Genomic DNA, 26,517 nt, shown 5'->3' with positions numbered 1-26,517 from the left:
TACTCAGGGCTCTGCCCTGAACCCGCAAAGAGGCAAGCTACTCCGATCCCCGCTTTACATCAATCAGGTCGCCAAAGGATGACCATCCTTTGGCGGTGACGGGGCAGCGCCCCGTGTCACGCGTCAAGCAGGCTCCGCCCCGCCTGCCTCTCAGGCGTCGTTGATGCCGGTTTCCACAGCGTATCCGGCGGCGGGAGATGGGGGGAATTGTCGATTACCCCATAGCCGTCAGCGGCGTAGCCGTGATGAGCGACCTTGCGAGGGCCACAGCCGGAGAGCGCAACACCGGCGACGAACAGCGCGAGCGTGAGACGCGTCATGCGCCGGGTTCCAGACGCAGGCTGTCGGCGACGGCGCGGGCGAGGCGGGTATAGGCCTGGGCCGCTTCGCTTTCCGGCGCGGAAAGAATGATCGGCGTGCCCGCATCGGCGCTCATACGGATATCGGCCAGAAGCGGAATTTCGCCAAGGAAGGGCACATTGGCTTTTTCCGCTTCCTCACGGGCGCCACCATGGCCGAAAAGCTCGGTGCGATGATTGCAGTTCGGGCAGCAGAAATAGGACATGTTCTCGACGACGCCGAGAAGCGGCACGTTCATGCGCTCGAACATGGTGAGGCCGCGGCGGGCATCGAGCAGCGCAATATCCTGTGGGGTCGAGACGATAACGGCACCGCGCAGGCTGAGCTTCTGTGCAATGGTCAGTTGTGCGTCGCCCGTGCCGGGCGGCATGTCGATAACCAGCACGTCGAGAGCGGGCCACGCCACATCGGCCAGAAACTGGCCGATAGCCCCCATGACCATGGGGCCGCGCCAGATCATGGCCTGCTGCTCATCGACGAGAAACCCGATCGACATGGCGTGCATGCCCCAGGCTTCGACCGGGATAATCTTGCCGTTTTCAAGCGCGGGCTTGGCAGAGTGGCCGAGCATACGCGGAAGAGAGGGGCCGTAGATATCGGCGTCGAGCATGCCGGTACGCAGGCCCAGCTTGGCTAAACCAGCCGCGAGATTGACGGCAGTCGTTGATTTGCCGACGCCGCCCTTGCCTGAGGCGACGGCAATAATGGCGCGCACCTGAGGCAGGGCCTTGCCATCCGGGCGGGTCGGCTGAGGATGACCAGGACTATTGGCAGGCTGTTCGAGCTGGAAGGGGCGATGACCCTGGGGCTGCGGCGACGCCTTGCCGGGCGCGCGATGGGCCGTCAGGATAATCGTGGCGCGGGAGATGCCGGGCAGGCTGGCTAGAGCAGCCTCAGCGCGAGGACGCAGCGGCTCGATGCGGGCAGCGTCTTCACGTGACGTCGCGAGTGACACATGAGCGTGACCGTCACGCAGGGCGATGCCTTCGAGAGACGCAAAGCTCAGAACATTCGATGTGCCTGCCTCGTCTTTGACAAGACGCAGAGTCTCCAGGATTCTGCGCTGGTCGGCTTCATTGGCGGGTTTTTCAAAATCGGTCATGTTTGTCCTCTGGCGACGGGGCCGTACCCTATGCGCCTGGTTTAGCATGGCAGGAAGTAGATCGCGCAAGCATCTGCGCGTAAGAGCAGGGCGTTGCCGGGGTCTCTCCCCGGCCTGACTGGGCAGGAAAGCAGGACAGGAATGAGCGAGGCCAAGACCGACGCCGCCCCCAAACGCAGGAGGCGCGATCATCGTATCGACGCGCTGCGTGGCATTGCGCTGCTGATGATGCTGGCCGACCACGCCCCTCAGGACGTGCTCAACCGATTTACCCTGCGCAATTTCGGTTTTGCCGATGCTGCCGAGATCTTCGTGCTTCTCGCCGGTTATGCGTCCTGGCTGGCTTACGGACGCCTCATCCTGCGCGGTCCGCCGACGGGGGGCTGGCTCATGAGCATCGAACGCATCATGCGTCGCTGCTGGCGGCTCTATCAGTTTCAGATGGTCATGCTGCTGGTATCGGTGCTGACCATCAGACAATGGCGTCACTATTCGCCGGTGCCTGTCGATTTTCTCGAGCCGGAACTCGCCCATGGGCATGAATGGATCTGGCGCGTGCTATCGCTTCAGGCGCTGCCCAATAATCTGAATATCCTGCCGCTTTACATCGTACTGCTGCTCGGCTTTCCGCTGCTGGTCTTTCTCTGGAAGATTTCGCCCTGGCTACTGGCGGCAGCGAGTTTCGCGCTCTGGGGGCTGATCAACAGCGATCCGACACTGAACCTGCCGAACTGGCTCGACCCTGATGGCTGGTATTTCAACCCTTTTGCCTGGCAGCTCATTTTCACGCTGGGCATGTTGGCGGCCATCATGGCCGGCAAGCGCGAAGGAAATCTGCCCGGCCCGCTCTGGGCGAAGCTTCTGGCGGGCGCCTATCTGGTTTTCGGGGTGCTGGAGTGCTTTCCCTATGAAAGCTGGAACCTGCCAAGTCTCAGGCCGCTTGCCGATGTGCCGCAGGCCGACAAATCCGATCTCGCCATCTGGCGCTGGGTCGATGCCATGGCCATCCTGCTGCTCGTACAGTCTTCGGTCACGGCTACGAAGCTCTCGGAAACACGCATCGGCCAGGGTCTCGCCCTGTTGGGGCGTCATTCTCTTGAGGTGTTCAGCTTCGGGACGATTCTCGACCTGTTTGCCCGTCTGGTGATGAACAGCTTCGGCGATGGCTGGGTCATCCAGATTCTGGTCAATGTGCTGGGCCTGGCCGGGGTTTACGGGGTGGCTGTGTGGCTTGATCGCCATCGTCGTCAGGCAGCGCTGATGGCCGGTGAAACCCGCAAGGAAGCCCGTGAAGAGGCGAAGAAAGATCGTGACGCAGAGATAGGTGACGCAAACCCCTGATTTGCGTTAGCGTAAGGCCATGAAACATCGCCTCGTTCTCGCTGCTCTGATGGGCGGCTGGGTCTCCGCCAGTTCTTCCGTTCTCGCCCAGCCTGCGGCCCCTCCCGTCACACCGGCGGTGAACGCGGCGGCTGCCCCCGGCGATGGGGCAGCTACGGCGCGCAGCGTCCATGCGGCGCCGGACTCCCTGGCTGACCTCGCAGCCCGCCTGCTCCCCGCCGTCGTGAATATCTCGATCTCGGCCACGCTGAAGCCCGGCGAGGATGAAGACGATGATGACGGCCCGGATGCGAGCCCCGATGACGGGCCGCAAGTGCCGCAATTTCCACCCGGCTCGCCGATGGAAAAATTCTTCCACGATTACATGAATCATGCGCCCAACCCGTCGGACCCGCCGCGCAAGATGCAGGCTCTGGGCTCGGGATTCATCATCTCGCCCGATGGCTACATCGTGACCAACAATCACGTCATCAAGGATGCCGACAAGGTATCGGTGACATTGCAGGATGGTACCGTGCTTCCCGCCAAGATTATCGGTCGCGACAGCCGCACCGATCTCGGCGTGATCAAGATCGAAGGCAAGACACCTTTTCCCACCGTCGCGTTCGGCAATAGCGACAAGGCACGTGTGGGCGATCGCGTGCTGGCCATCGGCAACCCGTTCGGCCTGTCGGGCACCGTCACGAGCGGCATCGTGTCGTCTCGCGGGCGCGACATCAATCATGGCCTGTATGACGACTACATCCAGACCGATGCTCCATCAATCGAGGCAATTCGGGCGGCCCGCTTTTTGATCTCGATGGTCGGGTGATCGGCATCAATACGGCCATCTACAGTTCGAGCGGCGGCTCGATCGGCATCGGTTTCGCCATTCCGGCCAATGATGCGAAAGGCGTGATCGACCAGCTGCGTCATGATGGCCATGTGTCGCGAGGCTGGGTCGGGGTGCGCGTGCAGGATGTCACGCATGAGATCGCAGACAGTATCGGCCTCAAGCCTGAAAAAGGGGCAATGATCGCGGGCGTTGATCCGAAGGGGCCGGCGGCCGCAGCCAAGCTGCAGACAGGGGATGTCATCACATCGCTCAACGGTAAGCCGATCGACGGCCATGCCCTGCCACGACTGGTGGCTGAAATCACGCCGGGCACGAAGGCGGTTTTCGGTATCTGGCGCAAGGGCAAGACGCTGGACGCAACGCTTACCGTCAAGGCCTCGCCCGAGGCGCCAGACATGCCGCCTACTGAGGCCAAGACCAAGGGACCGAGCAGGCTCGCCCTTGCTGATCTGGGCGTGACCTTCGCCGCGATCGATGACGATACCCGCTCCAAATATAATCTCTCCGACTCGCAGCGCGGCGTCGTGGTGACCGATGTCACGCGTGATGGCCCGGCCGATACGCGGGGCCTGCAGCCGGGCGACGTAGTGACCGAAGTGCAGCAGGTGGGCGTCAACTCTCCCGATGCGCTCTCGAAGGAGCTGGCACGTGCCCACCAGCAGAAGAAACACACGATTCTGCTTCTTGTTCAGGGACAGGATGGGCTGCGCTGGGTGCCATTGCCACTCTCCGGGGAGTGACCCATGCCTTTTGCCTCGCTGTTCAGAGCCCGCGAAGACGGAGAGGCGCCTTGGCGCCAGATGGTCAGAACACTGGTCGCTGTCGCGCTGTGCTGGATTATCGGCGAGGCTACCGGTCTGGATGAAACGATCTGGGCGCTGATCACGGCCCTGATCGTCACGCAATCGAGCATCGACCAGACTTTCGCTACGGCGCGTGACCAGATCATCGGTACGCTGCTCGGCGCTGTGGTGGGCACGCTTGCCATAACCGCACGGCTCGTCTTCGGGCTATACTGGCCGATTTTCTGCGTCGCACTCCTGCCGCTGGCCTATATGGCTGCGGTTCGCCCCTCGTTGCGCTTCGCAGGGGTGACGCTGATGATCGTCTATCTGCTGCCCTCCCGCGGCAGTAACCCCTACTGGCCGCTGACCGAGCGTCTGACCGCCATTTTCCTGGGGGTAATCGTCTCGCTGGTTGTATCTTTCGTCGTGCTACACGCCAGCGCACGGCGCCGCGGCTTTCTGACCGCAGGACGCATGTTCCGTGAAATGGATGAGCTGCTTCAGGCTGCACTCCGGCGTGAAGAGATGTGGAGCGAGCTTGAGGGCCGTAACGATCACTGCGCGCGCAATCTGCTCGTCATCAATGAATGCGTGGCCGAAGCCTATCGCGAAAACTGGGGCCTGCTCGAAAAGCGTCACCCGATCCTGACCGTGCTACCGGCCTGATGCGCCGTATGCTCAGCGACACCATGCTGGTGGCGCGTGCCATCAACGCCGGAAAGGACAGGGGCGGCTTCTCGGGCGTTGCAGGGCTGCATACAGGCCTGAGCCACGCCTATCGTTCGCTCGCCCGGCGCTGTGAGATCCATGCGGCGGGCAAAGCCCACGAAAAGCCCTATCGTCCGGGACGCGAGGACGTATTGAGCGCCCTGCCGACGCTGGGACAGGATGCCCTGCCTGAAATGCATTTCGTCATCGCGCTTCTGCGTCAGGATCTCCGTCGCGCGACCGATGTGCTGATGAGCACACCCGAGAGCCGGGCGAAGGATCTGCGGGATATGATCGGAAAATAGCGCGAACGGCGTGTCACGATGAACTTGTGATTGCTCTCGCACGTTTCTTTGACCGAAATACGCCTATGATGGGCGACGCGCGATTTTTGACGCGGGTCAGTTGATCTTGCGTCTCTGCCCCGCCCAGGAACAGCAGCCTGAATAGAAACGAAAAGGGATTTAAGCCTATGATCACCCGTGAGACCCTGCAGCACCTGCCAGAAGGCGTGGCGGCTCCGTCTTATGATCTCAAGGACATCAACCTGGAATCCTGCATTTCGGCGTGGGCAATTTCTTCCGTGCGCATGAAGCCTATTATGTTGAAAAGGTTCTCGGTCTTCCGGGACAGCACCAGTGGGGCATCGTGGGCGTCGGCCTGACATCCGGCGAACGCTCGAAGAAGAAAGCAGATGATTTCACGGCGCAGAACTGCCTGTTCTCCCTGACCGAGACGGCCCCGTCGGGCGAGAGCAAGCGCAGTGTGATCGGCGCCTTGCGCGATTACATTCTGGCACCGGAAAAACCCGATGCCGTTCTGAACCTACTGTCCGATCCCGGTATCAAGATCGTCTCCATGACGATCACCGAGGGCGGGTACAACATCAACGAGCATACGGGCGAGTTCGATCTCGAGAACGACGCCGTGCAGCGCGATCTCGCCAATCCCGAGGCGCCATCCACGATTTTCGGCTATGTAGTAGAGGGTCTGCGTCGCCGACGCGATGCAGGCAACCGCGCCTTCACCATCATGTCCTGCGACAATCTGCGCCATAACGGCAATGTGGCACGCAAGGCATTTCTAGGTTTTGCCCGTGCGCGCGACCCTGAGCTGGCAAGCTGGATCGAGGCCAATGCGACCTTCCCCAATGCCATGGTCGATCGCATCACACCGACTGTTTCGCCCGCCATCGCCGAGCGCCTGAACCGCGAAAGCGGCCTAGACGACCTTCTGCCGCTTGTCGCCGAGGATTTCACCCAGTGGGTGATCGAAGACGAATTTGCCGATGGTCGTCCGGCCTTCGAGAAGGTCGGCGTCCAGATGGTCGAGGACGTGACCGATTACGAGTTCATGAAGATCCGCATGCTCAACGCATCGCATATCTTCCTGGCGTTTTCGGGCCTGCTGCTCGGCTACGACCATATCGATGAGTCGATCAACGATCCCGATCTGCGCAAGCTGGTCGAGGCCTATCTCGACACTGACGTCATTCCCACCCTGAAGGCGGCCCCCGGAGAGGATCTCGAGAAATACAAGGAATCGGTTATTTCCCGCTTCTCGAACCCGGCCATGGCCGACCAGAATCTGCGTATCGGCAGCGACGGGCAGTCGAAAGTACAGGTGTTCTGGACGGTAACGATCCAGAACCTGCTGAAGGGCAAGTTGTCGATCGACCGCGTTGCCTATGGCCTGGCGGCCTATCTCGAAATGCTGCGTGGCAAGAACGAGAAGGGCGGCAGCTTCGAGCCCATCGAACCGACCTTCACCGAGGAAACGTGGAAGATCGCGAAAAGCGACGACTTAGAGGCTGGTTTTGCCCTGCCAGCCTTCGATGGCTGGCGCAAACTCAACCATGAGGAGCTTGACGCAAAAGTGATCGAAAAGCGTCGTATCATCCGCGAGAAGGGCGTCAAAGCAGCCCTCCCCGCCTGAAAAGGATGCGCGAAAGCCGCACTCATGACAGATTTCTAGAGCAGGCGAGTTTTCCTGTGTCCCAAAGTAACCTATGGGCGTTAGGGAAATCAGACATCACCCGGCGTTTAGCCGGGCCTGCTGGAGAAAGTCATAGTGCTGCGTCGCGACCTTGTTAAAATCGGTGCTGGCCTCTCACTTCTGGGGGCCAGCAAGATGGCCAGAGCGGCCCCTCCCGCTGCGCCACAGCCGACGGCGTTCGACAACAATACTGTGCGCCTGATCGCGCAGAAACTGTCGAAATCGGCCTACAAAGCGCCGCAACAGACGCTGCCAAGCGCCATCGACAATCTCAATTTCGATCAGTTCCGCGGTATCGCCTACAAGGAAGACCGGGCACTCTGGCATGGCCAAAATCTGGCCTTCGATGTCGAGTTCTTCCCGCGTGGTTTCCTTTATCGCCCGCGCATCAACATGAACGAGGTCGTGGACGGTCAGACGACTCCTATCGTCTACGACCCTGACATGTTCACTTATCCCGATCCGATGCTGCGCGTGACCGACGATCTTGGTTTCTCAGGCCTGCGTCTGCGCAACGCCATCAACACGCCCAATGTCATGGAAGAATGCGCTGTCTTCTCGGTGCGTCCTATTTCCGTGCCGTCTCCAAGGGGCAGAATTACGGTCTCTCGGCGCGCGGCTTTGCCAATGGCACTGGCGACCCGAAGGGAGAGGAGTTTGCCCTCTTCCGCGAATTCTGGCTCGAACGTCCCAAGCCCGGTGTTGATTCGGTCGTCATTCATGCGTTGATGGATAGCCCCTCGGTTGTGGGGGCCTTCCGCTTCACGATCCGCCCCGGTGCCACCACCGTATTCGACGTGCAGTCGAGCTTCTTCCCGCGCACCGACATTACCGAAGGCGGTGTGGCAGCTCTGACGGGCATGTTCTACTTCGACGCCAATAACCGCAATCACGTCGATGACTGGCGCCCCGGCGCTCATGACAGCGAGGCGCTACAGATGTGGACCGGCACCGGTGCACAGCTTTATCGCCCGCTCAACAACCCGGTCGATCTGCAGTTCTCGGCGTTTCAGGATGCCAGCCCGCATGGTTTTGGTCTGATGCAGCGCCGTCGTTCCTTCCATGATTTCGAAGATCTGGCGCTGAATTATGAAAAGCGCCCGTCGCTCTGGATCGAACCTATCGGCGATTGGGGCGAGGGCGCGGTCGATCTGGTCGAAATCCCGACCCCCAACGAAGTGAACGACAATATCGTTTCGTTCTGGCGTCCCAAGCAGACCATGCAGGCCGGGCATGAATATGCCTATACCTATCGCATGTACTGGGGCTGGGACACGCCCTGGCCGACCGATCTCGCCCGTATCGGCGCCACACGCGTCGGCGCCGTGACCGATCATGCCGATGGCCGTATGTTCGTCATCGATTTCACAGGCAAGCCCTTCGAGAACCTGCCCCCCAACGCAGCTTTCCATCTTCTGCCGCAGGCCTCGACCGGCACGATCAAGAATGTGGTGGTCGAGCCCAATCCCGAGATCAAGGGGTGGCGCACGACGTTCGAATTCTACCCGGGCAGCGCGAAGCTGGCGGAGCTGACCTGCCAGCTTGCCAATGAGCAGGGTCCGATTTCCGAAAAATGGATGTATCGTTGGACGCCGTGAGCAGTCTTCCCCGTAAATTCACTCCTTTCGACGTACTTCCGGCAGAATCGCCCCTCGAGATGCCGACGCAGAACCTGCGGCAGCGTCCCGAAACGTTTGGACGTGAGCGCCATCCTCCCACGACGCCAGCCTTTCTGTGGCTGCGTCGCCTGCTCGTTATCGGAGGCGCGATCCTTCTGACGGGCTGGGGAGCGGTCGAGATGAACCGCGTGCTCAACAGCGTGGGTGTCTCGACGCTTGGCATCATTGTGCTCGTGCTATTCGTCGTGCTTGGCGCCTGGATCTCGCTCTCCTTCACCTCGTCACTGGCCGGCTTCGTTTCCGTGCTGCGCCATGGCGGGCTGGGGCTGGGCATCTCGCGCGATACGCCACTCCCTGCCCTCATGACACGCACCGCCGTGCTCATGCCCACCTATAATGAGGACCCTGACCGTGTTCTGGTCGGTCTGCGCGCCATCCATGACAGTCTGGTAGCAACGGGCCGTATCGACGCTTTCGACTTCTTTCTGCTTTCCGACACCACCGATCCCGATGTCTGGATCCGTGAAGAGCGTGCCTATCTCGCCTTCGTCGAAGCCGTTCATGGTCAGGGCCGCGTTTTCTATCGCCGCCGCCCCAAGAATATCGACCGCAAATCTGGCAATCTCGAAGAATGGGTGAAGCGCTTCGGCGGCGCCTATCAGCAGATGCTGACACTCGACGCCGATTCCGTCATGGATGGCGAGCTGATCGTCCGCACCGTCTCGGCCATGGAGCGTCACGAGAAAGTCGCCCTCATCCAGACCCTGCCGGTCATTATCGGTGGCAAAACACTTTTTGCGCGCATGCAGCAATTCGCCGGACGTGTTTACGGGCCTCTCATCGCGCATGGCATTGCCTGGTGGCATGGTTCGGAAGGCAATTACTGGGGTCATAACGCCGTCATACGCACCCGCGCTTTCGCCGAGCAGGCCGGCCTGCCTCATCTGCCGGGCCGCAAGCCCTTCGGTGGCGGCATCCTCAGCCATGATTTCGTCGAAGCCGCCCTCATGCGGCGCGGCGGCTGGGCCATTCACATGATCCCCGGCCTCTTCGGCTCCTACGAGGAAAGCCCGCCCTCGCTCACCGACGTCGCCATTCGCGACCGCCGCTGGTGCCAGGGCAATCTGCAACATGGCAAGATCGTCATGTCGCGCGGCCTGCACTGGGTCAGCCGCATGCATATGATGGTCGGCATCGGGGCCTATATCACCTCACCGCTCTGGCTGCTTTTCCTGCTTTTCGGCATCCTGATCTCGCTCCAGTCGCATTTCGACCGGCCCGAATATTTCGGCGACACCAAGACCCTCTATCCGCACTGGCCGCAAGTCGACCCGGTACAGGCGAAATACGTGTTTATCGGCACTATGGCCGTGCTGCTCGCTCCCAAGGCTATGGCCTGATCGCCACCCTGTTCGATCGCGCCATGCTGCGCAGCTGCGGCGGGTTCCTGCGTCTGATCGCCTCGATCGCGCTCGAAACACTCATCGGTGGCCTCATCGCCCCGATCGCCATGCTGATCCACACCTCAGGCGTAATCTCGATCCTGCGCGGGCGCGATTCTGGCTGGAACGCCAGAATCGCGATGACGGGCGCGTCTCGCTCAGAGAAGTAGCAGACGGCTACTGGATCTATACCGCTTTCGGTATCGTTCTGGCTGCCGCAGCCTGGTCAGTCTCCTTCTCGCTCTTCCTCTGGATGACGCCCGTTCTGCTCGGTCTTGCGCTTGCCATTCCGCTTGCTGCCATGACTGCCAGCCGCGATGTCGGGCTCTGGCTGAAAAGCTGCGGGCTGCTGCTCATCCCCGAAGAAACCGATCTGCCGCCCATCCTGAAACTGGCTGCCGAAAACGATCTGCGCCGTACACAGGCCGAAGCCATGCCCAACCACCCACCCGAAGAGGCTTTTGCCGCCCTGCGCGTCAATCCCGAGCTGGTGGCCGAGCATCGCCGTGCCCTGCCTGCCCCGCGCAAGCCCGGCACGGCCATCGATGCCAATCTCGTCGTCGGCTTGCTGAAACTGCGTGAGGCCCCTTCCGTCGCTGACGCCCTCGGTGCACTCACGCGTCAGGAAAAAGCAGCTGTTCTTTGCAGCGCAGAAGGTATCGATCTGGTTCTGGCTCTACCCTACTGAACGTGCTTCCAGGGCTATGCCCTGGACCCGCGAAGGGACAAGCCCCTTCGATCCCCCTTAAAAATCAAACAGGATTTCAAAGGACGACCGTCCTTTGACGGGAGCGGGGCAGAGCTCAGAACAGAAAAGGCCAGTCCTCACGGACTGGCCCTTCCTCGCAATACTCTCGATGAGGCTTATTTGTAAGCCTGACCGCGCTGGCCAACCTGCGCGCAGAGCTGCGTACGGTGGCTGAGATCGAGGGTCGAGACGTCGAACGGCACATTGGTGCTGGTCTGAAGCAGACCCTGGCCACCCAGCGAATAATACTGATCGTTCTTCACATCCGGGCGCTTGGCCAGGGTACGACCGACAACGCGCAGGGTCGTGCCATGCACGAGATGTTTGCGAACGCAGTAGCTGGCCAGACCGGCCAGATTACCTGCCTTGGCGGAGTCGAGCGACGGAAGACCATAGGTATCGAGAACACCCGGGGTCGCAGCCGTGGAGACGGCATTGCTGACAGCACTGCCACCGACGGCCTGCATCATGGTGGCTGAGGCTTGAGGCGCGCCTGGGCGCTGCACGGGTATCGACCCGGCAGGCATCACGGTGGACTGTGTGCCGGGGGCGACAGACGGCACGGGGGCCTGCTGCGCATGGGCCGTCGCACCGACGAAAACGAGGCTGCACAGAGCGGTGAGGCCGAGGCAATGACGTGAAAACATGAAAACGATCCTTATTCTGCTCTTCTTCAGGCCCGGCTCCAGGAACAGGGTCTGTTAAAACGCGCTTTCCCGATCATGAAATCAGGATGTTGGACGTGTCCTTTCGTAACATGTGAGCAGGCCAGAGGTTTGTTCTCCGATCGAAACTTCAAGGAAAGGAAGTTTTAGAACGTTGAGGCGCAGCCTGTTCTGCCGCACTGTACCGGCTTTGTTTTCTACAGTTCGAGGCTCTGCCATGATCCCCCCCGTTCCCCGGCGCATCCCGCACTCCATCACCCAGCTTGGCCGTGTCAGACATGATGAGTATGCCTGGATGAAGGATGAGAACTGGCAGAAAGTACTGCGCGACCCGTCACTGCTGCGCACAGACATCGCCGAGGCCCTGCGCGAGGAAAATACCTATACCGAGCATTGTCTGGCGGAGATGGCGCCTCTGCGTGAAACGCTGCTGAAGGAAATGATCGGCCGCGTTCCTCCTGCCGAAGATTCAGTGCCCTGGCCCGATGGAGACTGGCTCTATTTTTCGCGTTTTGCGAAAGACGCGCAGCATCCGGTCTATCTGCGCCGCCCCCGCGCCGGAGGGGACGAACAGGTTTTGCTCGACGTCGAGGCCCTTGCAAAGGAACATGCCTATTTCGCGCTGGCAGGCACGCGCCATTCCGACGATCACCGCATCTTCGTTTATGCGGCCGACACACAGGCTCGGAAGTCTATCGCCTCCACAGCATCGACCTCGAAACAGGTGAAGCCTATGCCCCAGCCGTCGAGAGTGCGGCGGGCAGCTTTGTCATCTCGCCGGATAATCAGTGGCTGTTCTGGGTCTATCGTGACGATAACGGTCGCCCGTCACGGGTCTATCGCCGCCCGCTCGCCGGTGGTGAGGATGTGCTGGTATTCGACGAGACGGATCCGGGCTTCTTCGTCAGCCTGAACGTCACGGCATCGCGCAAATGGATTCTGATCGAACGCGGCGATCACGATACGAACGAAACGCTTCTCATTCCCGCCAGCGACGCGACGCAGATGCCGCAAATCGCATCGCCTCTGATACGTGGCGAGCGCTACAGCTTCACGCATTGGAATGATCGCTTCATCGTTCTGACCAATACGGGCAACGCGATCGATTTCCAGTTCATGCAAACGCCGGATACGGCACCGTCACGCGAGAACTGGACGCCCTTCGTGCCCCATGAGCCGGGCCGCTTCCTGCTCGGCGCAACCGCGTGCAAGACCCACCTAGCCTGGTCGGAGCGGGTGAACGGCAATATCGAGATCCACGTCACACAACATGACGCACAGGGCGATATACGCGACGGGGCTAAAACGATCGGCATGAAGGAAGAGGCGTTCGACCTCACCTTGCTCGGCTTTCTCGAATATGGCGACACCACCCTGCGCTATATCTATGAATCGCCGACGACACCGGCCCATTGGTACGATGTCGACATGGCAAGCGGCGCCCAGACGCTGCAGAAAATACGCGATGTTCCTTCCGGCCACGACCCGGCGCTCTATGAAACGCATCGGCTTTTCGCCCGCGCGCAGGATGGCGCCGAAATTCCGGTCACCGTGCTCAAACGCCGCGATACGCCTTGCATGGCACGGCACCGCTGCTGCTTTACGGCTATGGCTCTTATGGCATCTCGATGGAATCCGGGTTCAGCACCTCGGTTTTCAGTCTGGTCGATCGTGGCTGGATCTATGCTGTCGCCCATATCCGTGGCGGTTCGGAAAAAGGATGGGACTGGTTCCTGCAAGGGCGTGGCAAGCACAAGCCCAACAGCTTCACCGATTTCGTCGCCTGCGGGCGCCACCTCGCCGCGCATGGCTATGGAAAGGAAGGGCGCATCGTCGCCCATGGCGGATCGGCTGGCGGATTGCTGATGGGAGCCGTCGCCAATCTCGCCCCGGCTCTCTTTGCCGGCATTGCCGCACAGGTGCCGTTCGTCGATGTGCTGAACACGATGTCGGACGACACCCTGCCGCTCACCCCGCCCGAATGGCCTGAATGGGGCAATCCGCTGGAAGATGCAGACGCCTATGATCTGATCGCCAGCTATTCGCCCTATGACAACATCCGGCCCGTCGCCTATCCGCCGGTTCTGGCCATGGGCGGTCTGTCAGACCCGCGGGTCACCTATTGGGAACCTGCAAAATGGATCGCGAAGCTGCGCGAGACCGCCCAAGGTGGCCCCTTCCTGTGCCGCATCAATATGGATGCCGGTCACGGAGGCTCTTCCGGGCGGTTCAAGCGTCTTGAAGAAGTGGCCTATGTGCAGGGTTTCGCCCTCTGGGCCATGGCCCGCCGTCCGCTCTAGGAGAGCAAAAGCATTCTGGCGGGGCGCAATCCGGGTCAGGATGCCGATCCGGCATATTGGCCCGGGAAACCGGGCCTGAAACCTGGTCTACTCGTCGTTTTCGCTCGGCGGTCGTGGCTTGGCCGCCGCACAAAGCGCGGGCAGTTTGGGGTCGCTCTCGCTCTTGGTGCGGCATAGTCTGCGCGCATCGGCGCCGCAGACCTCGATCGTTTCCTCAAAATCGGATTCGAGCACGTCTCGGGCGACCGCTGCGTCCTGGTTGTTGCTATCCGTGTCCTGATTGGCGACGATCCCCTGCGTCTTGTGCAGCTCTTTCAGCGCCTCGACACAGGTATCGCTGGCCGAATCCGGGTCGGTCTGCAGCACACCGAGAATCCGGTTGAGCACCGAAGCCGGATCATTTTTAGGATGAGGCGCAGCCTGGGCCGCGAGTGGGAGACCCAGGAAAAGGGCGGCGAAAACAGGCAGGACTTTCTTCATGGAATCAGGATAATTGCGTTTCTCCCCTTTGAAAACGTCCAAAATACAGGCTTTCGGCCCAGAGAAAGGCAGCAAAGAGTTGACTCCCGCCATGGCGGTTAGTATTCCGACCACCACTCGCGGGCGCGACGCCCGTTCGTCTTGCATGGCCCGGGAAGCAAATTATCATGAAGATCCGTAACAGCCTCAAATCCGCAAAGCTCCGCGACAAGGATTGCCGCGTCGTTCGTCGTCGTGGTCGCGTCTACGTCATCAACAAGAAGAACCCGCGTATGAAAGCACGCCAGGCTAATCTCCCGTTGATGCCGGAACGGAGCTTCCGCCCCGTTTTGACGCATTGCACGGCCCTTTACCGGGCCGTCGTCAGGCCGTGTCTGCTTTTCAGCAGCGCGGCTTTTGTCGTTTCTGCGCTGTCTCCTGCCCGGGCCGCGCCTGCTCCGGTTCGCCAGCCCAGCCCGTCGGCTCCTTCCGCCAAGGCCGCTTCCCCCGCCAAGCCGAAGCCCGACCCGCTGCTTGAAACCAGCAAGGCACTGCGTGCGGCGAAAACCGCACCGGAAGCCCGAGCGCTCGAACGGCGCGCCGAGACCCTGCGCCAGAAGGGCCTCTCGGCCAGCACGCGCCTCCTGCTCGAAAATGCCGATTCGAGCCTCAAGGCCCATGATTATCGCAAGGCCGAGGCAGCCCTGGACAATGCGCTCGTCCTGCAACCCGACAAGGCCTTCATTCGCCGTGGCCGCGCGCGCGTGCGTTATGCCGCCGGCGATTTCGAAGGCGCCATCAGCGATCTCGGCGTGGCCTTGCAAAAAGACCCCGACGACCCATTATCATGGCAGCTTCTCTCGCAAGTGGAAGAGGAGCGTCACGACATGAAAGCGGCGCTCGCCGCTGCCCGGCAGGTACTTGTTGTCGATCCTCTGGCGAGTAACGGTGCCAAACGTGTGAAGACATTGCAGCTGCCGTGGATGGACGCCCGATTTAAAGCAGGTCACGATCTCAACTCTGTCGCGTCTGCGCTGTTTGATGAGACAGAGACGTCAAAGGAGAATCCGATGTTCAAGAAGAACAAAGCCAAGGTCACCGAACTGACCGCCCCGGAAGAAGGCAAAAAGGGCTGCTGCATCAGCAAGATGTGCTGCTCTGCCAAGCCGCAGACGAAAGAAGCCATTCTCGGTGGCCTCACCTTCCTCAGCATGTTCGGCCCCAAGAAGCTGCGCCCGCATTTGCAGCATGCCCTGGCCGTCATCGCCATCGTTACGTTCGTGGTCAAGGCCATCAAGCCCAAGCGCGAAGACAAGGCTGCCTAAGCAAATCTCTCCGACAAGAAAGCTCCGCTCCCGACCCGTCAAGGGGCCGTCGCTCTCCGGAAACCCTCCATGCGGGATGAAAGGGGCGAGCCCCTTTCCGGGGGACGGGGCAGCGCCCCGTATCTTTGCTACAAAAACGAAATCGGATCGATATCGATGTCGATACGCTCGTGACTCGTCAGCTTCACACCCTCGAGCCACTGCCGCAGGATTGGCTGTACGGCCACATTGCGCCGGGTGCGTAAAAGCAGACGGCGGCGGTGGCGACCGCGTAGAACCGCCAGAGGTGCGGGGGCTGGACCAAGCACCTGCGTACCGGGCAGCTCGGGGGCTCTGGCGCCGAGCATGGCAGCGAGACGATCGGCGGCTTCGGCGGAATCCGCGCTGACAATCAGGGCGGCAAGACGCCCGTATGGTGGCCAGAAACCGGGTTTTCTCTGCACCGATTCCTGCTCCATGAAGGCTGATAGTCGTTTGAGAGAGGGCCTTCATGACGGGGTGATCGCCCAGATAGCTTTGCAGAAGCACCGTGCCGGGCTTGTCGGCACGGCCGGCACGACCGGATACCTGATGCAGAAGCTGCACGGTGCGCTCGGCAGCCCGCAAATCGCCCCCGCCCAGCCCGAGATCGGCATCGACGACGCCCACGAGGGTCAGATCGGGAAAATGCCAGCCTTTGGCGACGATCTGGGTACCGATCACGAGATCGATCTCGCGATCGCTGATGCGACGCACGGCCTCGGCTGTCGCTGAGGGCGAGCCGAGCGTGTCGGAGGCCATGACCAGAATACGCGCCTCGGGAAAATGCAGCCGCGCTTCTTCGTGAACGCGCTCGATACCGGGGCCAATCGCTACGAGGCTGGATTCGGCATCGCATGAAGGACAGGTTTCGGGCAGCGCCTCGTGATGACCGCAATGATGGCAGGTCAGCATCTGACGCGCGCGATGCTCCACAAGCCAGGCTGAACAATTCGGGCATTCCATACGATGACCGCAGGCCCGGCACAGCGTGAGCGGCGCGTAGCCGCGACGATTGAGGAACAGCATGGCCTGTTCCTGACGCTCGAAGGTCGCGCTGATGGCTGCAACCAGCTCGGGCGACAGAAACTGGCCACGCTCCGGCGGAGCGCGGCGCATATCGACCAACCTGACATCGGGCAGGGTCGCATTGCCATGACGGCTATGGAGGGTGACGTGCTGGTAGCGTCCGTTTTCCACATTGGTCAGGGTTTCGAGGCTGGGTGTGGCCGAAACCAGTACCGCCGGCACATCAGAAAGACGCGCCCGCACAATGGCCATGTCGCGCCCGTGATAGGTCACACCCTCTTCCTGCTTGAACGCAGATTCGTGCTCTTCATCAACGATAATCAGACCAAGATCGGGGAAGGGTAGAAACAGGGCAGAGCGCGCGCCAACGACCACAGCAGCCTGACCCTGGGCAATGGCATGCCAGGTCTCGCGCCGCTTCTTGCCGCCGAGTTCAGAATGCCACAAAGCGGGCTGAACCCCGAAGCGGCGTGCGAAACGGTCGGTCCATTGAGTGGAAAGTGCGATTTCGGGCAGCAGGACCAGACATTGCCGCCCGGCAGCGAGACAGGCAGCCACAGCTTCGAAATACACTTCCGTCTTGCCCGATCCGGTCACGCCTTCAAGCAGAGTAACGCCAAAACGATGCGCCTTGACGCCTTCTGACAGATGATCGGCGGCCTCGCGCTGCTCCGTTGACAGGTGAGGTGGGTGAAACTCTGAATCGGGAGGCGCAAAAAGCGGTGCCACGACGAGCGGCGCTTCTTTCAGCACACCCGCCGAGGCGAGGCCGCGCAGCACTGCGGAAGAAACGCCTGTTTTCTCTGTCAGCGCGGCCGTCGAGAGCGGCGCGTCTCCTATGGCATCGAGCACGCGCTGTCGGGCTTCTGTCATGCGCAGCCCATCGAGATCGGCGTCGCCCCTGACCCAGCCGAGCTGCACGCGGGTCGGCTGGGTGTGACGCGCCCTTATGGCCATGGCCAGCACAAGGCCTGGAGGGGTAAGCGTATAGGCCGCCAGCCAGTCGATGAAGCGCCGCAGATCGGTCGGAATCGCAGGGATGTCGAGTCGCCCGAGGATCGGCTTCAGTCGGGCAAGGGCGACCTCCCTCGCCGCCGCCGGAGCGAAATCGGCGGGTACGTCGCTTTGCGTATCCCAGACACAGCCCGTCTCCTGACGGCGCCCCAGCGGGACGCTCACCAGATCGCCGGGCACAACATGCCCTTCAGGAGCCAGATAATCGAGCGGCGTCGGAAAAGGCAGAGGGAGCAGAACGCTGACACGCACCGCTCTCTCGCCATCTGCCATCGGCTTCATTAAGCTCGGTTCCGTCATGCTGCCTGAGCGCCCCCTTTTGCCCTGTCCTCTTAACCGAGACGAGGTCCGCCGTCATGCAGATGCATGAGTGTCTCGAAAACTGGCTGGACTGGCTGGCGCATGAGAAGCGCGCCAGCCCGAACACCGTGTACGCCTATCGCAACGACGTGGCATCGGCACTCGGCTTTCTGGGTGAGCATCTGGGGCAGGAGCCCGATCTGAAGGTCTTTGCCGCCCTCCGCACGGCCGATTTCCGGGCCTGGCTGGCTTATGACGCAGGCAGGACCGAAAAACAGCACGGCACGCCCGATGGACGAGCCCGCTCACGCGCCAGACGGGTCTCGGCCCTGCGGTCTTTCACCCGCTATCTCAACACCACCCATGGAGTAAGCGCGTCAGCGCTGCGCCAGTTGAGCGCGCCGAAAACCCGCAAGCGCCTGCCCCGCCCTCTCACACGCGATGTGGCCCGTGCGGCCCCTGTCGAGATTGCAGCCCTGGCTGAACATCCGCTCTGCGCTGCGCGCGATGAAGCTCTGTTCACCCTTCTTTACGGGGCCGGATTGCGCATAGGCGAGGCCTTGTCTCTTGATGTGCGCGATCATGACCGTGCAGCGGAGAACGGCCTGCGTGTCATAGGCAAAGGCGGCAAGGAGCGCCTCGTGCCGCTCTTGCCCAATGTCGCAAAAGCGCTCGCGGCCTGGCGCAGGCATCATCCGTGCCCCACGCCAGAGGCGCCGCTTTTCGTCGGTCTGCGCGGCAAGCGTCTGCAGCCTGCCGTGGCACGGCGTGTGATGCAGCTCTGGCGCGAACAGAGCGGGCTGGATGCCAGCGCCACGCCGCACAGCCTGAGACATTCCTTCGCCACCCATCTTCTGGAAGGCGGCGCCGATCTGCGCGCGATACAGGAACTTCTGGGCCATGCCAGCCTTTCTACGACCCAAAACTACACGCTGGCTGACGAAAACCATCTCCTTGCCGTCTGGCAGCTCACCCACGCGCAAGGAAATAAGAACAAGTGCTGCGCCCCGCTCTTGCCCTGTTCGCCATGATCATGGCCGGTCTTCTGCCCTCTCGCGCCATGGCTACGCCTTGCGTGCCTGAGCGTATTGCCGAGATCCCACTGCATAATGACGGGCTGTTCCTCAATGCCCCCGTCGTACTCGACGGACGTCAGGCACGCTTCATTCTCGATACCGGATCCGAAGGCAGCCTGATCACGCCCGAGCTGCCGCCGCCCTGCATCTGACACCCGACCCTGCCCATGCAACGGTCATTCAGGGCCCGAATGGCCGGGGCCAGCTGGCCCCGAACATGCTGATACGCGCCCTGTCGCTCGGCATTATCCCTCTGGGTCAGCGCTCGATCCCGCTCGGTGCCTTGCCGGGCCTGCCGATTTTGACTCCCCCCATTGCCGGTCTGATGGGGGTCGATCTGTTGCAGCATTTCGATCTCGAATTCGACGTGCCCCATCAGCGTCTTACTCTCTGGCGCCCTGCTGTACAGAACGGCCATTGCGCGATCGCGCCGTCATGGAAGCCAGGCTATACGACGCTGAAGGCCAGACGCGAGGGTACGCGGCTGAACGTTTCCTTTACGCTCGATGGCCATGACGGCACCGCACTGCTCGACAGCGGCGCACGCTCTCACATTCTTTCGCGACGCTTTGCCCATGCAATGGGCATTACGGATGAGACTCTACGTCAGGACCTGGCGGCGTGACCAGTGGGGTCGATCTCAATGCACGCTGGTATCACTGGCACCACTTCCATGCGTTGCATCTTGAAGAAGAGACGCCCGGAAACGGTAACCCGATATGGGAAAACCCGGTCCTGACAGTGTCTGACATGCGCGATAATGTCGATATGCTGCTCGGTGCTGACTGGTTTGCCCAACACGATATCTGGGTTTCGCTGAGCGCGGGCCGCGTCTGGGTGCGCTGAGGCCAGAAAATCGAAAAGATGATTGCGTATCAGCGGGTCAGGAAAGGGTTCCGTGGTGGAGCTGAGGGGAATCGAACCCCTGACCTCCTCATTGCGAACGAGGCGCTCTCCCATCTGAGCTACAGCCCCACGGAACGCGACGGAAGCTACACGGATTCAGGTCAAAGTCAAGATTGACGGCCTGTAATGCCGGGGTCGAGTTGTGCGAGACCCATGACAGGCGCTAGAAGAAGTGCCTTGCCTTTTTGCAGAGAGACCGGACTTGCTGATTCTCACCCTCTACAACATCATCATGGTGCTGATTCAGCTCTTCACCTGGGCGCTGATCCTGTATTGCGTCATGAGCATGTTGCTGGGTTTCCGAATTCTCGATCCGAGCAACCGCTTCGTCTATAACGTCGCAATTTTTCTCGGGCGAATCGTCGAGCCTGTTCTCAACCCCGTACGTTCGATCCTGCCGCAATTCGGCATGCTTGATCTCAGCCCTCTGGCTGTCTTGCTGGGGCTGCAATATCTCGTCGTACCCGCGCTACGCCAGCTCGTCATGCTGTCGCTGCACGCGCATTACTGACCACATTCTGAGCAACACCACGGTATCCTGTCGCCAGAACGAACCGTGATGCTATTGCAGGCGCTTCGAAAGTTCCGAGGCGCCCAAAGACCCTCGCCTAGTCTGCGACGTCGCTCAGTTCATGCCAGCCCAGTTTCGCTGAAAGCTGAGAGGCTGTCTTGCAGATCTGAGGGGCAATCGCTTCATGCGCATGAGCGGCATCTCGCCAGCGCGCTCGGTCACGCTGATCGACGCCACAATCGCCCCAGTTGCATCACGCACAGGCGCTGCCACACAGTGAATACCGATCTCGTCATCTTCCAGATCGAACACGCAATCCGAGGCGCGATAAAAACGCATTCGGTTGATCCAGCTCGGCAGACCGGCAGGCATGTGGCGATAGCTGGTGCGATAGAACCGTGCCCAGTCGCTTTCGCTCTCATCGAGAATCAGGGCACGGCCCGTGCCTGTACGCGCGAGGGGAACATGCTGACCCATGCGCGTGCGCAGAGTGAGCGGGTGACGCCCCTCGAGGCGCATGAGATAGATGACATGACTATCGGAACGTACGCCAAGATGGACCATCTTGCCGGTAATCTCGTTCAGGCTTTGCAGCATGGGGGCGGCCAGGCCAAGAAGCGGTGAGGCCGTCTGGGCCTGTACGGTCAAAGTGGTCAGTTTCTCGCCCAGACCATAGCGACCGGTCGATTTCAGGCGCAGCCAGCCCTGTTGCAACAGGCTGCCGTAAGCCGTTGCGTTGTGCTGCGTGTACACCCGATTTCGAGAGCCAATTCGGAAAGCGTGTCAACCCCAGCCTTGACGGCCAGGATGATTGAGAGACCACGACCAAGGGTTTGTGTACCCTGGGGCCAATCTTGATCCGAATATGCCACGTGCCGCTCCATTTCGTCATGAACGGTGCCTCGAATATTTTAAGGACTTCTCGTTCAATTCAAAGGTTCAATCTGCTCCACAAGGGGTGCCAGAGCATCTCATAGCGTTATTCGTGGTCTGATAAACCATTATCTGCGTTTTTCAGTCACATCTATGTAATCAAGACTGAAGAAGTTCCGATTGAAAATAAAATCAGTGTTTGCGGTCAGGAAATTTAATCTGGTATACACTAGGCCAGTATTTTCCCGTGACGAATAACCTATCATTTTCATGGTCATAAGCGATCCCGTTGGCGACAGCATCCGGATCGAACGAGTTAACATTTTCTTGCAACGCAGTAAGATCGAGCCACGACTTCACTTCACCCGTTACGGGATCGATTCTAGCTATTTGCGGTGTCATCCATATATTCGCCCATATCTCGCCGTGGATATATTCAAGTTCATTCAGTCTTCTTACAGGCATGCCAGCCGCTGTTACACAAAGCTTTGCCAGGACATGAAGCGTCACAGGGTCGAGGCGCCTCAGACAGGACGTTCCATCAGACATAATGAGCGTCCGATCGTCATGCGTCAGACCCCAGCCTTCACCCGAGTACGGAAAACTCCCGATTCTGGCTAGGGCGGGATAGCTCCAGACAAAGCCTTTTCCGCTGCGCCAGGTCAGGCTGATCAACCTGTCATGCCAGGCGACGATCCCCTCACCGAAATATCCGTCAGGAAGAACACTCTCCGCCAGGACCTTTCCGGTCTCGGGCACGACCTTGCGTATGACGGAGTGGCCTACTCGCCCGGTGCTCTCGAAGAAAACACTATCCTGGTAGAAAAGCCCTTCGGTAAATGAGGTCGGATCATGCGGTAAAACGGCCAGTATTTCGGCCTGGTCCACCGGTACGGGCACGCCTGCCACGGCGCCCCTTTCTGTCGAGGCGACCATCCCCAAAGAAATGATAAGTCCAAAAAGCCGAAGACGGGACCAAGACATGAGGCAACACTTTATGCGGGGGCGTTATGCCGTCCGCTATAAACGCTGCTGCACGTTTTTTGAAATCACTTCCGGCGCCAGAACCGGAGTCAACGCCTCAAACAGAGCCTTGCCCGCCAAGCAATCCAGTTTCTACGACAGTCCTGACGCAGCGCGCTCGGTAGTGTTCCCGTAAATCGCGACGAAGGCCTGGCCCACGCGGCCTGCCACAAACCGGATTTGCTCGTCACTATTATCGATAGGCAGTTCGAAACGCTTGCGCTGGACGAGACGTGTCTGACACAGCGCCATAAACTGCTCTGCAGCAAAGACGGGGTCATCAGCACTGATTGCACCGCGCTCTATCCAATGTTCCACCCACTGGGTGAGCGTATTCAACGTTTTGCCAAAACCGTACCGCCAGAAGGTATCGGCAAGATCGGGGAAATGCGGGGCCTCCGAGACGATAATCCGGTACAACCGTAGCGGTCCGGGCTGCAGCAGAATACGAATGAAGCGCTCGGCGAGTTGAGAAAATGCCTCAGCGCATGTCACCGCAGACAGATCGCTCTGGCAGAGAACCGGTGCAAATTTGCTGCGACTCAGATCCTCTATCACCGCCCCGAAGAGAGCGGCCTTGTTCTCAAAATGGTTGTAAAGCGTCCCTTTGGATACCTTGGCGCGGCAGGCAATCTGGGACATTGACGCCCCCTCATACCCGAATTCGAGAAAGATCGCCTCGGCACCGTCCAGAATCTGGCGTCGCTTGGCGTTGCACGAGACACTCTCTTCCTGATGCTGTTCAGTCGCAGGCAAAGAGATCTCTTCTTTCATTTTCAAGCCGCTCACCCGTTCCTTGCGTTGATCCCGTCCCTGACCAGCGGGTCGGACGCATGCCGCATTATTCCCGTGGAGAGAGGTGCCGAAACTGACCGAACGGTCGATCAGTGCAAGGGCAAACTGGTGAAACCGCGTTGATCCTGCGGTTCTGCAACGAGAATGACTTCAATGTGTCCATGAAAGGTCTAGGCACGGCTTTGTCAGATAGCGATAAAATAGACGTGACGACCCGTTATCAGAGACATGAGATCATTATGACCCCTACAAGCCCGAATGCGTCGCGCCCCAGCCGAGCCCTGCCCCCGGGAGTTGTCACCGGTGATGACTATCTTGCCCTGATCGAGGCCTGCAAGGCGGGTGGTTATGCCTTGCCGGCCATCAATGTTGTCGGCACCGACAGCGTGAATGCCGTTCTCGAAGCAGCCGCCCGCAACAACTCGGATGTCATCGTGCAGTGCTCCAACGGAGGCGCCCGTTTCTATGCCGGAGAAGGCCTGGCCGACCAGCACAAGGCCCGCGTTCTCGGCGCGGCTGCCATGCGCGCCATGTCCATCTTCTTGCCAGGGAATATGGCATCTGCGTCATTCTCCATACCGATCACGCCGATCGCAAACTTATCCCCTGGGTTGAAGGCCTGCTCGATCTGAGCGAGGCAGAAGTCGCTGCCGGTCGCCCGCCGCTCTTCTCGTCCCATATGCTCGATCTGTCTGCCGAACCTCTGGAAGACAATCTGGCCGAATGCGCCCGTCTGCTGCCTCGCATGGCCAAGCTCGGCATCAGTCTCGAAATCGAACTTGGCGTCACCGGCGGTGAGGAAGATGGTGTTGGCCATGATCTCGAAGATCATGAAGACAATGCCCATCTTTACACCCAGCCCGAAGATGTCCTGGTCGCCTGGAACCGCCTCTCGCCGCTCGGCCATGTGACGGTCGCGGCCTCTTTCGGCAATGTTCATGGCGTCTACAAGCCGGGCAATGTGCAGCTTCGCCCCGAGATTCTGCTCCACTCGCAGGAGCACGTGGCAGAAAAGACCGGTCTCGGTCCCAAACCGCTCGCCCTCGTCTTCCACGGTGGTTCGGGCTCGGAGAAGGACAAGATCACCGCTGCCGTCTCCTATGGCGTGTTCAAGATGAACATCGATACCGATGTCCAGTTCGCCTTTGCCAACGGTATCGGCCAATACGTGCTCGACCACCCCAAAGCCTTCCTGCATCAGATCGACCCCGAGACCGACGCGCCCTACAAGAAGTTCTATGATCCGCGCAAATGGCTCCGCGTCGGTGAGAAGAGCATTGTGGACCGTCTGGAAGAGGCCTTTGCCGATCTGGGCTCCAAGGACAGATCGATCGCCACAAAAGGCTGATGGACGTGAACTGCGAGATCGTCCGAAGCTACGCTGTCGTTCCAAGCCAGATCGAGACGTTCGAATCGACCTATGGGCCTGAAGGCCCATGGGCACGGCTTTTTCGCAACGAGCCCGCCTATCGGGGGACAAAACTCATTGCCGACGTGATGCAGACCGGTCGGTACATCGCGATCGACGAATGGGCGTCCTATAAGGCCTATCTTGAATTCAAGACCGATCATCCCGAAGCCTTTGCCGCGCTTGACGAGGCCTGTGCCCCTCTGATCGTCAGTGTCGAGTTTTTCGGTGCCTTTCGTATCGTGCGCGGATAACAGTCCAGATCTGACCGTTTGATGAAAATACGATGACCGGGTGCAAAAACTTCTTGCATCCGGGGGGTATGACCTTTAATTGCGCGGCCTTGGCCCAAGGGGGCATGTTGCCCAACAGGCTGTCTACTGGTTTAGAGGTACGTGATGAACGCACTTGCTCAACTGGGGATGGTATCGGGACTCCCGAGAGATAACCAGACTGTCGCATCGAACACATCTCATGAAGAGGTGTGCAAGGATTACTTTATTGAGCGTGATGGTGAACGCTTCGCCGGTCATCACCTGCTGATCGATTTCTGGGACGCCAAGAATCTGGACGATCCTGCATCGATCGATGCCACGCTTTGCGAAGCCGCGGTTACCGCAGGGGCGACGATCCTGCACAGCCACTTCCATCACTTCACGCCCAATGGTGGCGTGTCGGGCGTGATCGTACTGGCCGAGAGCCATATTTCGATCCACACCTGGCCCGAGCGCAATTTCGCCGCTGTTGACGTGTTCATGTGCGGCGCCTGCGACCCGAATCTCACGATTCCGGTCATGCAGCGTCTGTTCCAGGCCGGTCGCGTCGTCGCTGACGAAGTGCGCCGCGGTCGCGAAAAGATCGACAACGTAGCCTGACCTGATGTCAGGATCTGCGTGAAATGCAGATAAGGCCGGGCCCGAAGCCCGGCCTTTTTTTCATGAGGGAAAGGCAGCGTAATGTCTGAATCTTGGATCAACGAAACCCTGTACCCTGACTGGGGTCAGCGCTTTCGCGTCACGCGCGAACTCGCACGCGTCAAGAGCGACTTTCAGGATATCGTGGTGTTCGAAAGCGATTTCCACGGCCGCGTTCTCGTTCTCGATGGCGTCATTCAGATCACCGAGCGTGACGAATTCGTCTATCAGGAAATGCTGACGCATGTGCCCCTGCTGACGCATCCCGACGCCAGGCGCGTGCTGATCATCGGTGCCGGTGACGGCGGCGTTCTGCGCCGCGTGCTCCAGCACAAGACGGTCGAAAAGGCCGTCATGGTCGAGATCGACGGCGCCGTGATCGAACTTTCCAAACAGCATCTGCCCAAGATTGCAGGCGATGCCTGGAACGACCCGCGCGCCGATGTCATCGTCGGTGACGGCATCGATTATGTCGCAAAGGCAGAAGACGGCTCGTTCGATGTCATCATCGTCGACTCGACCGACCCGATCGGCGTGGGCGAAGTGCTCTTCACCGATGCCTTCTACAAGGATTGCGCCCGCATTCTTTCGGCTCAGGGTCTCATCGTCAATCAGTGCGGCGTGCCCTTCATGCAGGCTGACGAATTGCGCGAAACCAGTGCCCGTCGCGCGACTTTCTTCCCTCATGTCTCGGCTTACGTCGCCGCCGTGCCGACCTATGTCGGTGGCTTCATGACGCTGGGCGTTGCCGCCAAGGGCGTGAACCCCACCAAGCAGACCGTTGAAGACGTACGCGCACGCGCCGAGGCCGCTGGCATTCTCGGTACGACACGCTACTGGACGCCGGAAATCCATGTCGGCGCGTTCAACCTGCCGCCTTACATCGCTGAAAACCTGCCCAGGCAGGAAGGCTGAAACATCCCTCCAGGCTCTGCCCTGAACCGGCGAAGGGGCTTGCCCCTTCGC

19 protein-coding genes, 1 tRNA gene and 8 pseudogenes are annotated in these 26,517 nt (G+C 60.2%); 19 read left to right on the top strand and 9 right to left on the bottom strand.

The window, feature by feature from the left end; translation table 11 throughout:
• Nucleotides 1–116: 116 nt before the first annotated feature.
• Together JCM25414_RS06315 and JCM25414_RS06310 are read right to left on the bottom strand one after the other, a co-directional pair.
• Nucleotides 117–320: a hypothetical protein gene (locus tag JCM25414_RS06315; RefSeq protein ID WP_025841078.1), complete on the bottom strand. Its 204-nt coding sequence runs from the start codon at nt 318–320 to the stop codon at nt 117–119.
• Complete coding sequence (locus JCM25414_RS06310; protein ID WP_025841077.1) at nt 317–1,462, bottom strand: Mrp/NBP35 family ATP-binding protein; 1,146 nt, start codon at nt 1,460–1,462, stop codon at nt 317–319. Before JCM25414_RS06310 ends, JCM25414_RS06315 begins: the two co-directional genes overlap by 4 nt.
• Nucleotides 1,463–1,603: 141 nt before the next feature.
• On the opposite strand from JCM25414_RS06310, the gene JCM25414_RS06305 reads away from it, so the two are divergent.
• The 7 genes and pseudogenes from JCM25414_RS06305 (at nt 1,604) to mdoH (ending at nt 10,875) form a co-directional block, all read left to right on the top strand.
• Nucleotides 1,604–2,803 (top strand): OpgC family protein, encoded by a 1,200-nt coding sequence (locus JCM25414_RS06305; protein WP_025841076.1) that lies wholly within the window; start codon nt 1,604–1,606, stop codon nt 2,801–2,803.
• A gap of 19 nt (nt 2,804–2,822) precedes the next feature.
• Nucleotides 2,823–4,378 (top strand): annotated as a pseudogene (locus tag JCM25414_RS17795) (Do family serine endopeptidase).
• A 3-nt stretch (nt 4,379–4,381) separates the two neighbouring features.
• On the top strand, nt 4,382–5,089 hold the full coding sequence (locus JCM25414_RS17790) for an FUSC family protein (RefSeq protein ID WP_051535719.1): 708 nt from the start codon (nt 4,382–4,384) through the stop codon (nt 5,087–5,089).
• On the top strand, nt 5,089–5,436 hold the full coding sequence (locus tag JCM25414_RS21510) for a hypothetical protein (protein WP_051535718.1): 348 nt from the start codon (nt 5,089–5,091) through the stop codon (nt 5,434–5,436). Before JCM25414_RS17790 ends, JCM25414_RS21510 begins: the two co-directional genes overlap by 1 nt.
• A 167-nt stretch (nt 5,437–5,603) precedes the next feature.
• A pseudogene (locus tag JCM25414_RS17785) lies at nt 5,604–7,066 on the top strand (mannitol dehydrogenase family protein).
• Between the two features lie 195 nt (nt 7,067–7,261).
• Nucleotides 7,262–8,724, top strand: a pseudogene (locus JCM25414_RS17780) (glucan biosynthesis protein).
• Nucleotides 8,700–10,875, top strand: a pseudogene (gene mdoH, locus JCM25414_RS17775) (glucans biosynthesis glucosyltransferase MdoH). The pseudogenes JCM25414_RS17780 and mdoH overlap by 25 nt, the downstream one beginning before the upstream one ends.
• A gap of 176 nt (nt 10,876–11,051) precedes the next feature.
• Here the strand turns inward: mdoH and JCM25414_RS06275 are convergent.
• On the bottom strand, nt 11,052–11,582 hold the full coding sequence (locus JCM25414_RS06275) for a hypothetical protein (RefSeq protein WP_025841075.1): 531 nt from the start codon (nt 11,580–11,582) through the stop codon (nt 11,052–11,054).
• Between the two features lie 235 nt (nt 11,583–11,817).
• Here JCM25414_RS06275 and JCM25414_RS17770 point away from each other — a divergent pair.
• A pseudogene (locus JCM25414_RS17770) lies at nt 11,818–13,900 on the top strand (S9 family peptidase).
• 87 nt (nt 13,901–13,987) lie between these two features.
• On the opposite strand, the gene JCM25414_RS06255 reads toward JCM25414_RS17770, so the two are convergent.
• Nucleotides 13,988–14,380: a hypothetical protein gene (locus JCM25414_RS06255; protein WP_035442794.1), complete on the bottom strand. Its 393-nt coding sequence runs from the start codon at nt 14,378–14,380 to the stop codon at nt 13,988–13,990.
• Nucleotides 14,381–14,547: 167 nt separating this feature from the next.
• Here JCM25414_RS06255 and ykgO point away from each other — a divergent pair.
• Together ykgO and JCM25414_RS24680 are read left to right on the top strand one after the other, a co-directional pair.
• A pseudogene (gene ykgO / locus JCM25414_RS22340) lies at nt 14,548–14,667 on the top strand (type B 50S ribosomal protein L36); the annotation flags it as partial.
• Nucleotides 14,653–15,684, top strand: a complete 1,032-nt coding sequence (locus JCM25414_RS24680) for a tetratricopeptide repeat protein (protein WP_369346011.1) — start codon at nt 14,653–14,655, stop codon at nt 15,682–15,684. The pseudogene ykgO and the gene JCM25414_RS24680, both read left to right, overlap by 15 nt.
• A 128-nt stretch (nt 15,685–15,812) precedes the next feature.
• On the opposite strand, the pseudogene JCM25414_RS17760 reads toward JCM25414_RS24680, so the two are convergent.
• Nucleotides 15,813–18,045: pseudogene (locus JCM25414_RS17760) on the bottom strand (primosomal protein N').
• 56 nt (nt 18,046–18,101) lie between these two features.
• On the opposite strand from JCM25414_RS17760, the gene JCM25414_RS06235 reads away from it, so the two are divergent.
• The 4 genes from JCM25414_RS06235 to JCM25414_RS22890 all read left to right on the top strand — a co-directional run bounded on the left by JCM25414_RS06235 (nt 18,102) and on the right by JCM25414_RS22890 (nt 19,967).
• Nucleotides 18,102–19,076: a tyrosine recombinase XerC gene (locus JCM25414_RS06235; protein WP_025841068.1), complete on the top strand. Its 975-nt coding sequence runs from the start codon at nt 18,102–18,104 to the stop codon at nt 19,074–19,076.
• The gene (locus tag JCM25414_RS22900) at nt 19,043–19,273 is read left to right on the top strand and encodes a hypothetical protein (RefSeq protein WP_148300973.1); all 231 of its coding nucleotides are present in this window, start codon (nt 19,043–19,045) and stop codon (nt 19,271–19,273) included. The genes JCM25414_RS06235 and JCM25414_RS22900 overlap by 34 nt, the downstream gene beginning before the upstream one ends.
• Nucleotides 19,274–19,338: 65 nt before the next feature.
• A complete protein-coding gene (locus JCM25414_RS22895; protein ID WP_148300972.1) occupies nt 19,339–19,746 on the top strand; it encodes a pepsin/retropepsin-like aspartic protease family protein in 408 nt (135 codons plus the stop codon).
• Nucleotides 19,743–19,967 carry a hypothetical protein gene (locus tag JCM25414_RS22890; RefSeq protein ID WP_148300971.1) on the top strand — a complete coding sequence of 75 codons (225 nt, stop codon included), beginning with the start codon at nt 19,743–19,745 and terminating at the stop codon, nt 19,965–19,967. Before JCM25414_RS22895 ends, JCM25414_RS22890 begins: the two co-directional genes overlap by 4 nt.
• 53 nt (nt 19,968–20,020) lie before the next feature.
• Here JCM25414_RS22890 and JCM25414_RS06225 read toward each other — a convergent pair.
• Nucleotides 20,021–20,096, bottom strand: a tRNA-Ala gene (locus JCM25414_RS06225).
• Nucleotides 20,097–20,229: 133 nt separating this feature from the next.
• Here JCM25414_RS06225 and JCM25414_RS06220 point away from each other — a divergent pair.
• On the top strand, nt 20,230–20,538 hold the full coding sequence (locus tag JCM25414_RS06220; RefSeq protein ID WP_242403398.1) for a YggT family protein: 309 nt from the start codon (nt 20,230–20,232) through the stop codon (nt 20,536–20,538).
• 114 nt (nt 20,539–20,652) lie between these two features.
• Here JCM25414_RS06220 and JCM25414_RS17750 read toward each other — a convergent pair whose 3' ends face one another.
• From JCM25414_RS17750 to JCM25414_RS06205, 3 genes are all read right to left on the bottom strand, one after another.
• The gene (locus tag JCM25414_RS17750; protein ID WP_051535717.1) at nt 20,653–21,291 is read right to left on the bottom strand and encodes an IclR family transcriptional regulator; all 639 of its coding nucleotides are present in this window, start codon (nt 21,289–21,291) and stop codon (nt 20,653–20,655) included.
• Between the two features lie 312 nt (nt 21,292–21,603).
• Nucleotides 21,604–22,347: a glutaminyl-peptide cyclotransferase gene (locus JCM25414_RS06210; protein WP_051535729.1), complete on the bottom strand. Its 744-nt coding sequence runs from the start codon at nt 22,345–22,347 to the stop codon at nt 21,604–21,606.
• 180 nt (nt 22,348–22,527) lie between these two features.
• Nucleotides 22,528–23,208, bottom strand: coding sequence for a TetR/AcrR family transcriptional regulator (locus JCM25414_RS06205; protein ID WP_025841065.1), 681 nt, complete (start codon nt 23,206–23,208; stop codon nt 22,528–22,530).
• Nucleotides 23,209–23,468: 260 nt separating this feature from the next.
• Between JCM25414_RS06205 and fbaA the strand changes: the two are divergent.
• The 4 genes and pseudogenes from fbaA to speE all read left to right on the top strand — a co-directional run bounded on the left by fbaA (nt 23,469) and on the right by speE (nt 26,466).
• Nucleotides 23,469–24,577, top strand: a pseudogene (gene fbaA / locus JCM25414_RS17745) (class II fructose-bisphosphate aldolase).
• A gap of 5 nt (nt 24,578–24,582) precedes the next feature.
• The gene (locus JCM25414_RS06195; RefSeq protein WP_148300969.1) at nt 24,583–24,891 is read left to right on the top strand and encodes a hypothetical protein; all 309 of its coding nucleotides are present in this window, start codon (nt 24,583–24,585) and stop codon (nt 24,889–24,891) included.
• Between the two features lie 144 nt (nt 24,892–25,035).
• Nucleotides 25,036–25,512 carry an adenosylmethionine decarboxylase gene (gene speD, locus JCM25414_RS06190; protein ID WP_025841063.1) on the top strand — a complete coding sequence of 159 codons (477 nt, stop codon included), beginning with the start codon at nt 25,036–25,038 and terminating at the stop codon, nt 25,510–25,512.
• A gap of 81 nt (nt 25,513–25,593) precedes the next feature.
• A complete protein-coding gene (speE, locus tag JCM25414_RS06185) occupies nt 25,594–26,466 on the top strand; it encodes a polyamine aminopropyltransferase (protein WP_025841062.1) in 873 nt (290 codons plus the stop codon).
• Nucleotides 26,467–26,517 lie beyond the last annotated feature (51 nt).

The organism is Asaia platycodi JCM 25414 (assembly GCF_000614545.1).
Lineage (GTDB): Bacteria > Pseudomonadota > Alphaproteobacteria > Acetobacterales > Acetobacteraceae > Asaia > Asaia platycodi.
This window is presented reverse-complemented; position numbering and strand designations above follow the sequence as displayed.